The sequence below is a fragment of the Shewanella putrefaciens genome, from assembly GCF_016406305.1.
GTDB classification, from domain to species: Bacteria; Pseudomonadota; Gammaproteobacteria; order Enterobacterales; family Shewanellaceae; genus Shewanella; species Shewanella putrefaciens_C.
The window spans coordinates 4,460,573-4,474,280 of the sequence record NZ_CP066369.1 but is presented as its reverse complement, the minus strand read 5'-3'; the positions used below and the strand labels follow the sequence as shown (position 1 = coordinate 4,474,280).

Annotated in this window: 9 protein-coding genes, 1 tRNA gene and 1 pseudogene; 10 read left to right on the top strand and 1 reads right to left on the bottom strand. The window is 51.1% G+C overall.

What is annotated here, in order from left to right:
- Positions 1–13: 13 nt before the first annotated feature.
- From hutH to selB, 7 genes and pseudogenes are all read left to right on the top strand, one after another.
- Positions 14–1,555: a histidine ammonia-lyase gene (hutH, locus tag JFT56_RS19395; RefSeq protein WP_198781591.1), complete on the top strand. Its 1,542-nt coding sequence runs from the start codon at positions 14–16 to the stop codon at positions 1,553–1,555.
- A 645-nt stretch (positions 1,556–2,200) separates the two neighbouring features.
- Entirely contained in the window at positions 2,201–5,215 is a 3,015-nt protein-coding gene (fdnG, locus tag JFT56_RS19390; RefSeq protein WP_198781590.1) for a formate dehydrogenase-N subunit alpha, read from the top strand.
- A gap of 2 nt (positions 5,216–5,217) precedes the next feature.
- Positions 5,218–6,132, top strand: a complete 915-nt coding sequence (fdxH, locus tag JFT56_RS19385; RefSeq protein WP_269819995.1) for a formate dehydrogenase subunit beta — start codon at positions 5,218–5,220, stop codon at positions 6,130–6,132.
- A complete protein-coding gene (locus JFT56_RS19380) occupies positions 6,129–6,770 on the top strand; it encodes a formate dehydrogenase subunit gamma (RefSeq protein WP_198781588.1) in 642 nt (213 codons plus the stop codon). The genes fdxH and JFT56_RS19380 overlap by 4 nt, the downstream gene beginning before the upstream one ends.
- A complete protein-coding gene (gene fdhE / locus JFT56_RS19375; RefSeq protein ID WP_198781587.1) occupies positions 6,770–7,678 on the top strand; it encodes a formate dehydrogenase accessory protein FdhE in 909 nt (302 codons plus the stop codon). Before JFT56_RS19380 ends, fdhE begins: the two co-directional genes overlap by 1 nt.
- 57 nt (positions 7,679–7,735) lie before the next feature.
- The gene (gene selA / locus JFT56_RS19370) at positions 7,736–9,157 is read left to right on the top strand and encodes an L-seryl-tRNA(Sec) selenium transferase (RefSeq protein WP_198781586.1); all 1,422 of its coding nucleotides are present in this window, start codon (positions 7,736–7,738) and stop codon (positions 9,155–9,157) included.
- Positions 9,154–10,953: pseudogene (selB, locus tag JFT56_RS20130) on the top strand (selenocysteine-specific translation elongation factor); the annotation flags it as partial. The gene selA and the pseudogene selB, both read left to right, overlap by 4 nt.
- A 93-nt stretch (positions 10,954–11,046) precedes the next feature.
- On the opposite strand, the gene JFT56_RS19360 reads toward selB, so the two are convergent.
- Positions 11,047–11,141 (bottom strand) — tRNA-Sec (locus JFT56_RS19360).
- Positions 11,142–11,282: 141 nt separating this feature from the next.
- Between JFT56_RS19360 and fdhD the strand changes: the two genes are divergently transcribed.
- The 3 genes from fdhD to yedF all read left to right on the top strand — a co-directional run bounded on the left by fdhD (position 11,283) and on the right by yedF (position 13,692).
- The gene (fdhD, locus tag JFT56_RS19355; RefSeq protein ID WP_198781585.1) at positions 11,283–12,119 is read left to right on the top strand and encodes a formate dehydrogenase accessory sulfurtransferase FdhD; all 837 of its coding nucleotides are present in this window, start codon (positions 11,283–11,285) and stop codon (positions 12,117–12,119) included.
- A 125-nt stretch (positions 12,120–12,244) separates the two neighbouring features.
- A complete protein-coding gene (yedE, locus tag JFT56_RS19350; protein WP_198781584.1) occupies positions 12,245–13,459 on the top strand; it encodes a selenium metabolism membrane protein YedE/FdhT in 1,215 nt (404 codons plus the stop codon).
- On the top strand, positions 13,459–13,692 hold the full coding sequence (yedF, locus tag JFT56_RS19345; RefSeq protein WP_198781583.1) for a sulfurtransferase-like selenium metabolism protein YedF: 234 nt from the start codon (positions 13,459–13,461) through the stop codon (positions 13,690–13,692). The genes yedE and yedF overlap by 1 nt, the downstream gene beginning before the upstream one ends.
- Positions 13,693–13,708: the final 16 nt, after the last annotated feature.

The following is a 13,708-nucleotide window of genomic DNA, read 5'->3' as shown; positions in this document are numbered from 1 at the left end:
TACGGATATAAAAATGAAATCAGTCAATCATTTAGTATTAACGCCCGGCAGCTTAAGCTTGGCGCAACTGCGTGAAATCAGCCGCCATAAACTCACGTTAGAATTAGCGCCAGAGGCGATTAACGACATCAACACCAGCGCGCAAATCGTGCAAAAGGTATTGGATGAAGGCCGCACGGTTTATGGTATCAACACAGGTTTTGGTCTGCTGGCCAACACTAAAATCGCGCCCGAAGATCTGCAATTACTGCAACGCTCTATCGTGTTATCCCACGCGGCGGGCACGGGCCAATATATGCAGGACGCCACAGTGCGCCTGATGATGGTGTTAAAGATCAACTCCTTAAGCCGTGGTTTCTCTGGCATTCGTTTAGAGGTGGTTAACTTCCTTATCAGCCTTGTAAATGCCGAGGTTTATCCTTGCGTGCCTGAAAAGGGTTCTGTGGGTGCCTCTGGCGACTTAGCGCCACTGGCACATATGTGTCTGCCATTATTAGGCGAAGGCGAAATGAGCTATCAAGGGCAGATTATTTCCGCCGCCGAAGGCTTAGAAATCGCGGGCCTTAAGCCACTCGATTTAGCGGCCAAAGAAGGTTTAGCTTTATTAAACGGCACTCAGGCTTCTACCGCACTGGCACTTGAAGGCTTGTTCCACGCCGAAGACTTATTTGCCGCTAGCTCTGTGATTGGCGCTATGAGCGTCGAGGCCGCTATGGGGAGCCGCAGCCCGTTCGACCCACGCATCCACGCCGCCCGTGGTCAAAAAGGTCAAATCGATTCGGCCATGGTGTTCCGCCATCTATTGGGCGACGAGTCTGAAATCAGCTTAAGCCACGTGAATTGTGAAAAGGTGCAAGATCCTTATTCACTGCGCTGCCAACCACAGGTTTTAGGCGCTTGCTTAACTCAAATTCGCCACGCGGCCGAAGTGTTAGGCACTGAGGCCAATGGCGTGACCGACAATCCGTTAGTGTTCCAAGATACCGGCGATATTATCTCCGGCGGCAACTTCCACGCCGAGCCTGTGGCGATGGCGGCGGATAATCTGGCGATTGCGATTGCCGAGTTAGGCTCCATTGCCGAGCGTCGTATCGCGCTGCTGATCGATTCTAGTCTGTCAAAATTGCCACCATTCCTCGTGAAAAACGGCGGCGTAAACTCGGGCTTTATGATCGCCCAAGTGACGGCGGCGGCATTAGCCTCTGAAAACAAAACCTACGCCCATCCTGCATCGGTAGATAGCTTACCGACCTCGGCCAACCAAGAGGATCATGTGTCTATGGCCACCTTCGCGGCCCGTCGTTTGCGGGATATGAGCGAAAACACCCGTGGCGTATTGGCGATTGAGTTATTGGCGGCGGCCCAAGGTTTGGATTTCCGTGCGCCATTAATGCCGAGTGCGGCTGTGGCTAAGGCTAAGGCTGAGTTACGTGAAGTCGTCGCCTATTATGATAAGGACAGATATTTCGCCCCCGATATCGAAGCGGCAACCGATCTGCTGTACACAGCCAGCTTTAATACTTACCTGCCAAAGGGCACTCTGCCGAGTTTTTAAGGGCAGGACGCTAAGCTTTGGCTGAGTGATAAGGTACATTTTGGCCATAGGTTTGGATATGAGCCCCAAAAGTCGCTCCTAATTGGGGTGTTTAGGGTAAAAAATTAGGCACAGATCTATTATCTGTGCCTTTTTTTATGGGTTTTCCACGACGCTGTGGTTTTTAGCTTTGTACTTTAGGTGCGTTTTACACCTTCAATTTAAGACATTTTCCTTATTTCTTTACAATGTCAGTTTTTGTGGACGTCTATCCATCTATAACCTTTGATTTTTAACGCTTTAGGTGAATCTTTTATAACCTTTGTCGTTAATTTCGTCTTTTTTATAACCACAACCCTATTTTGTGAGACAAAATGCGCCAGCATGATTGGACAAAATGTCTTTTCGGTTATTTTGGTGTTTAATTCTTTTTATATGCATTTTTTTGATATTTTTAGATATAAACTCTGTAAATTTTAATTATATGGTGATTTAATTTTTTGATTGTCTGTTTGAGATCTAGATCTCGTGTCATTATTTGTTATCTATTTGCCCTTTGAGGATAATCCTAGCTTAAGTGTGGTCTTTGATTTGACCCGCTCAATCGGTTGCAGCTTTACCACTGCAATCATCTAACTCATAACGACAAAAGTGTGAGAGAACGCTATGAACAGACGCCAGTTTTTTAAACTGTGTGCGGCCGGAGCAGCAACCTCAGCGATTTCAGCGCTGGGATTGATGTCCGAAAAGGCCTATGCAGCAGTGCGAGAGTTTAAGCTGATCGGAGCAAAAGAAACCCGTAACAACTGTCCGTATTGCTCGGTCGGTTGTGGCCTGCTGATGTACAGCCAAGGCAGCGGGGGTAAAAACTCTGAACATGCTATTTTCCATATAGAGGGTGATGCCGATCATCCAGTAAACCGAGGTGCATTGTGCTCTAAGGGTGTAGGCCTTGTGGATTATGTTAACAGTCCACATCGTTTACAGTATCCAGAATATCGCGCTCCAGGAAGTAACAAATGGGAACGGATCAGCTGGCAAGATGCCTTTAAGCGTATTGCACGTTTGATGAAAGATGACCGTGATGCGAACCTGATTGAAAAGAACGCCGATGGCGTGACGGTTAACCGTTGGTTAACCACAGGTATGATGACGTCATCCGGTATGGCCAATGAGAGCGGCTTAGCAACACAAAAATTTGCTCGCGCTTTAGGCCTAGTGGCTATCGATACTATTGCACGTAACTGACACTCTCCAACGGTAGCAAGTCTTGCTCCGACATTTGGACGTGGTGCCATGACCAACCACTGGATCGATATCAAAAATTCTAACGTAGTGATTATTATGGGCGGTAATGCCGCAGAAGCTCACCCTGTCGGATTCGGCTGGGTTACGGAAGCTATGCAGCATAACAATGCTAAGTTGATTGTGGTTGACCCACGTTTCAACCGCAGTGCGTCATTGGCAGATCACTATGCCCCAATCCGCTCAGGAACTGACATAGCATTCCTTCTGGGTGTGATTCGCTATTTGATTTCGACCAATCAAGTTAACTTCGATTATGTGAAAGCCTATACCAACGCCAGTTATTTGGTACGGGATGATTTTGACTTCCATGACGGCCTATTCTCAGGCTTTGATGAAGCCAAAGGCGAATACAACAAAGAATCCTGGTTCTACCAACTCGACGAAGATGGCTATGCCAAAGTGGATGAAACACTTGAGCACCCACGTTGTGTGTGGAACTTACTCAAACAACACGTAGAACGTTATGATTTTGCAACGGTAAGTAATATCACTGGTACGCCAACAGAAGATTACCAAGTGGTATGTGATGCCATTGCGAGCACTCATACTAAAGATCGCGTGGCGACTTTTATGTATGCGCTGGGCTGGACCCACCATAGTAAAGGTGCACAGAACATCCGTTCTATGGCGATGATCCAGTTATTACTGGGCAACATAGGTCAGTTAGGCGGTGGTGTTAACGCATTGCGCGGTCACGCCAACGTTCAAGGCTCAACCGACATGGGGCTATTGGCCCAAAGTTTACCCGGTTACCTAAAACTGCCAAACGATAAAGAACCTACCTTAGCAGCTCACTTGGCGGCGAACACACCTAAGCCATTGCGCCCAGGTCAAACCAACTACTGGCAAAACTATCCGAAGTTTTATGTGTCCCTGCTCAAAGCCTTCTGGGGCGAAAAGGCGACACCTGAAAACGAATTCGGTTATCAGTGGTTGCCTAAGTGGGATCAGATGTATGACTTCGGTAAGCATCTGGACATGATGTACCGTGGCAAAGTGAACGGTTGTATTGTGCAAGGGGTTAATGCGATTAACTCAATGCCTAACCGAAACAAGAACATCAAAGCGCTGAGTAACCTTAAGTTCCTCGTGGTGCTTGATAACTTGTCAACGGAAACGGCAACCTTCTGGCAAAACGAACCCGGTTTTAACGAGGTCGATACCGCCAATATTCAAACCGAAGTATTCCGTCTACCTGCGACCGTGTTTGCAGAGGAAGAAGGTTCAATCGTTAACTCTGGTCGCTGGATGCAATGGCACTATAAAGGCGCTAACCCACCAGGCGAGGCGATGTCAGATTCAGAGATTGTGTCTGGCTTGCTGCTGGAGCTGAGAAAGTTATATCGCGAAGAGGGCGGCAAACTGCCTGAGCCGATTGAAGCGATTAACTGGAACTATACCGATCCGCACAACCCAAGCGCTATCGAACTGACGAAAGAGTTGAATGGTTACGATGTTGCTACCAAGCGTCAGATCAGCAGTTTTGCTGAATTGAAGGCCGATGGTACTACCGCGAGTGCCTGTTGGATTTACGCGGGTTCTTGGACCGAAGCCGGTAACCAAATGGCTCGCCGCGATAACCATGATCCATCGGGTAAAGGTATCACGCCGGGCTGGGCCTTCGCATGGCCTCTTAACCGCCGCGTCCTCTACAACCGTGCATCCTGTGATGTGAACGGTAAACCTTGGGATGAGCACCGTAAGATTGTTGAATGGAAAGACGGCAAGTGGGAAGGGATAGATGTGCCCGACTTCAATGCCAAGTTGACTCCACTGGAAAGTGCACATCCTTTCATTATGCAGGCTGAAGGCGTAGGTCGTTTCTTCGCGCTCAAACTGCTTAAGGAAGGGCCGTTCCCAGAACATTACGAGCCGGTTGAGTCGCCCATCGGTACCAACCCTCTGCATCCCAATGTGGTGCACAGCCCTGTGCTGCGTTGGTTCGAAGGCGTGAAAGACACCATAGGTACTAAAGAGGAATATCCCTACGCCTGTACCACTTACTCACTCACAGAACACTTTAACTTCTGGACGACACATTGCCATTTAGCGGCGATTGCCATGCCAGAGACCTTTGTCGAAATGAATGAGCAATTGGCGGCAGAAAAAGGCATCAAGAATGGTGATTGGGTGAAAGTGAGCTCGAAACGTGGCCACATTCTGACCAAAGCCTTGGTGACTAAGCGTATGCGCCCACTGCAGGTCAATGGACAAACGGTACACACGCTGGGCATTCCTCGTCACGGTAGCCATAACGCTCTCACACGTAAGGCCTATAGCTGTAACGTCCTTACCACTGAGATGGGAGATGCCAACACGGGTGTTCCTGAGTACAAAGCGTTCCTCGTGAATGTTGAGAAGGCGGAGGTCTGATAATGGCGACTCAAGATATCATTCAACGTTCCGGCACTTCGCAAGCCACGCCTCCCGCACAGGCGAGAGTGGGTGGTGTAAAGCAAATTGCGAAGTTGTTTGACGCGACTAAGTGTAATGGTTGTAAAGCATGTCAGGTGGCTTGCTCAGAATGGAATGACCTGCGTGAAGAGGTGGGTTCGTTCCAAGGGACTTATCAAAACCCAGCATCTCTGTCTCCAGAGTGCTGGACCTTGATGAAGTTCAACGAGATCGAAGACCAAGGCAAATTGCGCTGGCAGTTTACCCACAGTGCATGTATGCACTGTGCGGATCCTGCCTGTTTGAAGGCCTGTTCTACCTCTGGCGCTATTATTCAGCATGCTAATGGCACAGTGGATTTCGATTCGGACAAATGTATTGGCTGTGGTTATTGTGCCAGTGCATGTCCATTCGACATCCCGAAAATCAGCGCCGTCGACAACAAGGCCTACAAGTGCACTATGTGTTCTGACCGCTTGGCTGTTGGTCTGGAGCCTTCCTGCGTTAAGTCCTGTACCACGGGTGCGCTGCGTTTTGGCACGCGCGAAGACATGCTGTTCTCTGCCGAAAAGCGTGTTAACGAGCTGAAAGAACGTGGTTTCCCTAAGGCGGGACTCTATAACCCAGAGGGTGTCGGTGGCACAGGCATGCTGATGATATTGCACGATGTCACTCAGCCTGAAACCTACAACATGCCTACCAATCCTCAGATCCCATTATCTGTCACCCTGTGGCAGGACTGGGTGAAACCACTGGGTACAGTCGGACTTCTGGCTACGGCGGCTGTGGCTTGCCTGCATAAGATCACCGTCGGTCGGAACATAGTGGAAGAGGACCAACCGGGCTATCAACCGCCTGAGGAAGAGGTTAAGCAGGAAGAGGAGGCCAAGAAATGAGCGAGCATAACAAGCAAGAAATGGTAGTGCGTCACAAGCTGTTCGACCGCATCTGTCATTGGTTCATTGTGGCCGTGGGCTTAGTCACGTTTCTGACTGGCTTTTCCTTCTTCTATCCCTCCTTCCAATGGTTGGGTGCGATAGCGGGCACACCGCAATTGGCGAAGTTTATTCATCCGATTGCCGGCCTGTTGATGTGTTTACCACTGATGTTGATGTTGGTGCGTTATTACCACCACAACAAATGGGAAAAACACGATCTGGCTTGGATGCTCGCCATCAAGGATGTGATGTTCGAGAACGAGGAAAAAATCCCGCCTATCGGCCATTACAACCCTGGTCAAAAAGTGCTGTTCCGCGCCTTCGTGCTGACTTCTATCACTTTAACCGTGACGGGATTCATCATGTGGCAACCCTACTTTGCGCCGTACTTCTCCGCCACTGTGGTGGGCTGGGCGATAGTGCTGCACGCCATTAGTGCCTTGATCATGCTGATGTTTGTGATGGTGCACTTTTGGATGGCGACCTGGGTGGAAGGGTCTATTACAGGCATGCTTTACGGCAAGGTCTCTAAGGCATGGTGCCGTAAACATCATCCGCTGATGTTGGATAAACATTCGGACGTGGAGAAACATTAATGAGTCATACAGCCGAGATACCTATGGTCCCCGGCAGCGAATCGCCGCTGGAGCTAAAAACCTTAAAGGCGGTGGACCCCGTAGCTGTGTACCACAGACGGGCGCAGCGTTTGCTGTCGTTGGCTAAGGACTCGCCGCTGGCCGACTACTTTGAGCTATGCCGTCGTCTGGTTGCTATTCAGGCCAGCTTGGCGGCGGAGGCTGACTTCGGTCAGCTTCTCGCTTGGGGGAAAGATGAGGCGACTCCGCTTTCCCAGTTGGGCTCAGAGGCAGATAGCTATTGGCAAGGATTGCTGCAACAGCTGTTAAGCAATCTGCTGCCGCAGGTGGATGAAGATCTGGCTCGAGTGCTGCGGTTGCTGATGCAGCAATCCCCAGAGCAGCTAAGTCTGTGGGGGAGTGCGTTACGCCAAGGGCGGGTGAGTGACGTGCCCGCGCGCTTTAGTTTGTTTATCTGGGCAGCGATGGGGGTCTATTGGTCCCATTGGGCGCCTATGGTGATCAAACGGATTGATCAACGCAAAGTAGCACAGCAGAACCTGTGTCCGATTTGCGGTAGTCATCCCGTGGCGAGCGTGATCGTCGACCAGCCGAGGGCGGGTCTGCGTTATCTGCATTGCAGTTTGTGCGAGAGCGAATGGCATTACATTCGCGCCCATTGCACCTGCTGTGGTCAGGATAAAGGGACGACACTGTGGTCATTCGATGATACTAAGGCGCAGGTGCGCATCGAGAGCTGTGATGAATGCCATGGTTATACCAAGATGCTGTTCATCGAAAAGTCACCTTCTATGGATGTGGCGGCCGACGATTTAGCGACCTTGATGCTCGACAGTGAGCTCAATGCCAAGGGCTTTGGGGCGACTACGGTCAACCCTCTGCTGCTGGCCCATGAAACCAAGCAATAAGCAAAGCCGGGAAGGGCTCGCTGAGTCCTTCCCATTTTATAAATCAAGATGATACAAATGATGACCCAAGTACCCGACACACCACAAGCCCTGTACCGCGCACTGCCATCGATGGACAGCCTGCTGGCCGATGCTATGTTGGCGCCCCTGCTGCAAAACTATGGCAAAGCGGCGGTAAAGACGGCACTGGATAGCCAGTTGCGCACGGCCCGTGAGCTGATTGCTGCGGAGCGCCGTTTACCCGCTTGGTGTGCTAACCCGTCGCTACTGAACGGATATTTGGTTGATCAATTGTCTAAGGACTATAGCCATAGTCTAAAACCCGTCTGGAATTTGACGGGCACGATTCTGCATACCAACTTGGGTCGCGCCCAACAGTCTGAGGCGGCTATTCGTGCGGTTACTTCTGTAATGCGTTATCCCACGCCGCTGGAATTTGAGTTGGCGGCGGGCGAACGTGGTCACAGAGATAATGCGATCAGTGCGTTAATCCAGCGCCTGACGGGGGCTGAGGCCTGCTGCATAGTGAATAACAACGCCGCCGCTGTGTTGCTGATGTTGTCGGCGGTGGCGGCGGGTAAAGAAGTCATCGTCTCCCGCGGTGAGCTGGTGGAAATTGGCGGCGCCTTTCGCATTCCTGATATTATGCGCCAAGCGGGCTGCACGCTAGTTGAAGTCGGCAGCACTAATCGTACGCACCTTAAGGACTATGAGCAGGCGATAACGGAAAATACCGCCGCCATCATGAAGGTGCACACCAGCAACTACCATATCAGTGGTTTTACTGCGTCGGTGGATGAGGCCAGATTAGGCCAACTCTGCCGCGAGCGTGGGGTTGCACTCATCTCGGATCTTGGCAGTGGTTCACTCACGGATTTACGTCGTTTCGGCCTTAAACAAGAGCCAACGCCCCAAGCTATGTTGGCGGATGGTGTCGATCTGGTCAGTTTCTCCGGTGATAAACTCCTCGGCGGCCCGCAATCGGGCTTGATTGTTGGTAAACAGGCGCTGATCAACAAACTCCAAAGCCATCCGTTAAAGCGTGCATTGCGCTGCGACAAACTGATTCTAGCGGCGCTCGAGGCGACGCTGATCCATTACCTCAATCCTGAAACCTTAGACAAAGAATTGCCGATCATGGCCAAGTTTGCCCGCAGCCAAGCTGAGTTACGCCAGATTGGTGAGCGTTTGCAGCAGGCCTTAGCGCCGCGGTTTGCCCCTTGCTATGGCCTTGAGTTAATCGAGTGTCAGACCCAAGTCGGCAGCGGCTCGCAGCCGGATACCTTTTTACCCTCAATCGCCCTGTGCTTTAACGCCCAAGATGGCGGCAGTTTAACTTTGCTCGAGCAGCATTTTAAGCAGGCGCAGCGCCCTGTGATTGGCCGCATGACTCAAGATCAACTTCGTCTCGATCTGCGTGGCATAGATGATGAGGCCGAATTATTGGCCGAACTCAGCACCTTAGGTGTGCAGCTATGATTATGGTGACCGCGGGTCATGTCGACCACGGTAAGAGCACGCTGATCCGTGCCTTAACGGGCATGAATACCGACAGGCTCCCCGAAGAAAAACGCCGTGGCATGACTATCGATCTCGGCTACGCCTTTATGCCGCTTAAAGATGGCTCGCGGCTAGCCTTTATCGATGTGCCCGGCCATGAAAAATTTATCAATAACATGCTGGTGGGTGTAAGCCATGTGCGCCACGCGCTGCTGGTGTTGGCCTGTGACGACGGCGTGATGCCGCAAACCCGCGAACATCTGCAAATTCTCGCCCTTTTACCGCTAAATAGTTTGACCTTAGTGCTGACCAAGCGGGATGTGGTCGACGACCACAGTGCCGCTAAGGTGGCCTTCGATGGTATGGCGCTACTGGCAGAATTCGGTATCGAGGCCAGCGGCGTGTTTGAGGTCTGTGCTAATGATGTTGACGATGCGGGGATTTACGCCCTCAAACAGCACATTTTAGACCTCGCCGAACAGCAATCGAATCAAGCGGAAGATGCCAGCAGTTTTCGGATGACGCTCGATCGCGCCTTTAGCGTCAAAGGTGCGGGTTGTGTGGTTACGGGGACCGTGATTAGCGGCAGCGTCTGTGTTGGCGACAGCCTCTACAGCTCAGGGCAAAAGGCGAAATTGCGGGTTCGTGGTATTCATTGCCAAGGAATGGAAGCCCATAGAGCACTCAGTGGCACTCGGGTCGCCTTGAATCTGACCGGTGTTGATAACCACAGGGCGCCCGCCCGCGGCGATTGGTTAAGCAGCCTGCCACAAGCTGAATTATGCGTTCGGCCCGTAGTACAAATCCGCAGTTTTGAACCCATCAGCCATTGGCAAAATGTCCACTGTCACCATGGCGCCGACCATACCCTAGGGCGGATTTCGCTGCTCGATGAGGTCGATGAACGGGGGCGTTATCTGGCGGAAATTGTGCTCGATAAACCGCTGCTGTTGTGCCAGGACGACCCCATAGTAATTAGGCATATTGGCGGTAAGCAAACCCTAGGTGCAGGGCGGGTGCTGGCCTTAAAAGTCCCCAATCGTAAGAAGCGCACGCCTGAGCGTGTCAGTAAATTGCAACAGCTGGCTCAGTTTACTAATCCCGTGAATGTGCTGGCACTACTCGGCCAGAGTGAGGCGCAGAGTATTGATGAAATCCGTTGGCGCTGGCAGTTAACCGATGAAGGGCTTGCCGCCATGTTGGCGCAGGCGGGGCTTACTCGAATTGGTGACTATGGGATGGGGACCCAGCTACTTGAGAAAGAAAAACAGCAATTTATTGAGCTGTTAAGTGAGTATCACCAACAGCACCCAGACCAATTGGGGCTTGGGCGTAATCGTCTGCAACGCATGAGCCACAGTGTATTGCCTAACGAGTTAGCCAACAAAGTGCTCGACAGTCTCTGCCAAGAGGGGCGGATGGTGCTACGCGGTGCCTTGTTACAGTTGGCCGACCACAGAATAGTCCTCGATAGCGAGGCGCAGCAATGTTGGCAACGCCTAGCGCCTTGGCTGGCGCTGCAAACGTCCCCCGTGTGGGTGACTGAGATGGGGGAATATCTGGATCTTGAGCCCACCAAACTCAGATTGCTGTGTTTTCAACTGGTGCAGCAGGGCTTTATTACCGCTGTGGTGAAGGACAGATATTTGCTGAGCGAGCAGCTGTGCCACTACGCCAATTTGGTGCGTGAGCATGTGGACACCCACGGCAAGCTCGAAACCGCAGAGTTTAAGGACATGATTGGCCTAGGGCGTAAGGTCAGCATTCAATTGCTGGAGTTTTTTGATCGCAGTGGTTTTACCCGTAGGAAGTATCGCAGTAACAGTCGGGAAATTCGGGATGGGGAACTGTTTTATTCCCACGAGAATTGGCGGAAGAACATAGGAGTCGAACCTACCCAGGACTGCTGGCAGCCCTACCCGGATTTGAAATCCGGACGCCTCACCGGAGACGACGTTCTTCCAATAGAAGACCAAGCGATAGTAGAAAATGCGTAAACATGAATCAAGCGTATTTGCATTTCATTAATCGGTTTGTGACTTGAGTCGTATTTTGCAAGCAAACTAATTGTTTTTATTTGAATTTATGAGTTTTGAGGGTCGCTATGGAATATCATTCACACACAGTAGTCACAGAAAAACAGGTGACCCTTTTAGAGCAGGGACAGGCATCGGAACTCACGGATTATTTAGCCAATGAGGTGCGAGTGGCGCTGGTTTACAACGGCATTGCCCACACTGTGATGTTAGCCAGCCCAGAGAACCTTGAAGAGTTTGCTATTGGTTTTACCTTGTCCGAGCGAATTGTTTCCCATGTGAATGAAATCAAAGGGGTGGAGCTTGAATTCACCCCGGAAGGTGTACTCATTCAAGTGGAGATCACCCAAAGGTGTTTTATGGAACTCAAGCAGCAGCGCCGCAATATGGCGGGGCGTACTGGCTGCGGTCTCTGTGGTGTCGCTCAACTTGAAGAAGCGGTAAAGCCTGTGATCCGCGTGGACTCGGACGCCAGATTTAATATCGATCACCTACAACTCGCCCTTGGACAGATTAAAGATAATCAACATCATTTTAAGCTCTCGGGCGCGACCCATGCCGCCATAGGTTTAGACCAAGAAGGACAAATCATCGCCGCCTATGAAGATATAGGCCGGCACATTGCACTGGATAAATTGATCGGCGCATTTTCGATGCGCCATGCTAAGCGCCCACTGGCCGTGCTGCTCACCAGCCGCGCTAGCTTTGAAATGGTGCAAAAGGCCGCCAGTGCCAATATCCAAATTCTGTTTGCTATGTCCGCCGTGACTTCACTGGCGTTGGAATTAGCAGAGAAAAGCAATATCACGCTTATCGGTTTTTGCCGCAATGGCAGAGCGACGCTCTATACCCACGGCTATCGGCTTGTGGGACAGAACCGTGCCTGTTTAGCGAAAGCAATCTAAGCGTGCCGCCACTCGAGGCTGATATTGTGCCGTAAGGCGTCAACCTCAATCTCAACCTCTGTGGTACACAGGTTATAGGTGCTTCGCGCTTATTTTTTTATAGTCTCGTTCATTAGGGTAATGACATGACATGGCAACAATTTAAACAACAATATCTGGTCCGTTTTTGGGCACCAATGCCTGCGGTAATCGCCGCCGGTATCCTTTCTACTTACTACTTTGGCTTAACTGGCACCTTCTGGGCCGTCACCGGGGAATTTACTCGCTGGGGTGGGCATTTGCTGCAATTGATGGGCGCAAATCCTGAAACCTGGGGTTATTTCAAGGTGATAGGTTTGCAGGGCTCTCCCTTAGACCGTATCGACGGCATGATGATCATCGGCATGTTTGGGGGCTGTATTGCGGCGGCGCTGTGGGCGAATAACGTCAAATTGCGTATGCCACAGAGCCGTATCCGCATCGCTCAGGCGTTAATTGGCGGCATTATTGCCGGCTTTGGCGCTCGCCTAGCGATGGGCTGTAACTTAGCGGCTTTCTTTACTGGTATTCCGCAGTTTTCCTTACATGCTTGGTTTTTTGCCCTCGCGACGGCGGCGGGGTCGTACTTTGGCGCGCGTTTTACGCTACTGCCCATGTTCCGTATTCCGGTGAAATTGAAGAAAGTCGATAAGGCGACTTCGGTTAAGCAGGATGAGAATCAAGCGAGAAGGCGGTTTCGCATCGGCATGTTAGTGTTTGCGGCGATTATCGGCTGGGGGTTATTGACCATGTTCAATGCGCCTAAGCTGGGTATTGCTATGCTCTGTGGCGTGGGCTTTGGTCTTTTAATCGAGCGGGCACAAATCTGCTTTACCTCGGCATTTCGCGATATGTGGATCACCGGCCGCACCCATATGGCTAAGGCGATTATTCTCGGCATGGCGGTGAGTGCTATTGGGATTTATAGCTATGTGCAGTTGGGCGTGCCGCCCAAAATCATGTGGGCTGGCCCGAATGCGGTGATCGGTGGCCTGCTGTTTGGTTTTGGCATTGTGCTGGCGGGTGGTTGTGAGACAGGTTGGATGTACCGCGCCGTCGAAGGGCAAGTGCATTTCTGGTGGGTCGGTTTAGGTAATGTACTTGGCTCAACACTGTTGGCCTATTACTGGGATGATATAGCCCAGCCATTAGCGACTAATTGGGACAAGGTAAATCTGCTCACCAGCTTTGGCGATAAGGGCGGTTTATTGGTGACCTATTTGCTGCTGGCATTATCCTTTGTGGCCATGTTGCTGTGGGAAAAACGTTTCTTTGCCCGTAAGGCGAAGCGGGATGAACAACTGATCGCGGAGGCGGCGTAATGAGTCAATATATTCCAGATTATCAACTCGATATGGTAGGCGAGCCTTGCCCTTATCCCGCCGTTGCGACCCTTGAGGCCATGCCAACGTTGAAACCGGGGCAGATATTAGAAGTGATCAGCGACTGCCCACAGTCAATCAATAACATTCCCCTTGATGCCAAAAATCATGGCTACAAGGTGTTAGAGATTGAGCAAAATGGCCCAACGATTCGCTATCTGATCCAGCGTTGATAGTGGTTATGCAAAT

Bases quoted from the DNA above. Each gene is read 5' to 3' on its own strand.
- hutH (WP_198781591.1), top strand. From the start codon at position 14: ATGAAATCAGTCAATCATTTAGTATTAACGCCCGGCAGCTTAAGCTTG.
- fdxH (WP_269819995.1), top strand. From the start codon at position 5,218: ATGGCGACTCAAGATATCATTCAACGTTCCGGCACTTCGCAAGCCACG.
- JFT56_RS19380 (WP_198781588.1), top strand. From the start codon at position 6,129: ATGAGCGAGCATAACAAGCAAGAAATGGTAGTGCGTCACAAGCTGTTC.
- fdhE (WP_198781587.1), top strand. From the start codon at position 6,770: ATGAGTCATACAGCCGAGATACCTATGGTCCCCGGCAGCGAATCGCCG.
- selA (WP_198781586.1), top strand. From the start codon at position 7,736: ATGATGACCCAAGTACCCGACACACCACAAGCCCTGTACCGCGCACTG.
- fdhD (WP_198781585.1), top strand. From the start codon at position 11,283: ATGGAATATCATTCACACACAGTAGTCACAGAAAAACAGGTGACCCTT.
- yedE (WP_198781584.1), top strand. From the start codon at position 12,245: ATGACATGGCAACAATTTAAACAACAATATCTGGTCCGTTTTTGGGCA.
- yedF (WP_198781583.1), top strand. From the start codon at position 13,459: ATGAGTCAATATATTCCAGATTATCAACTCGATATGGTAGGCGAGCCT.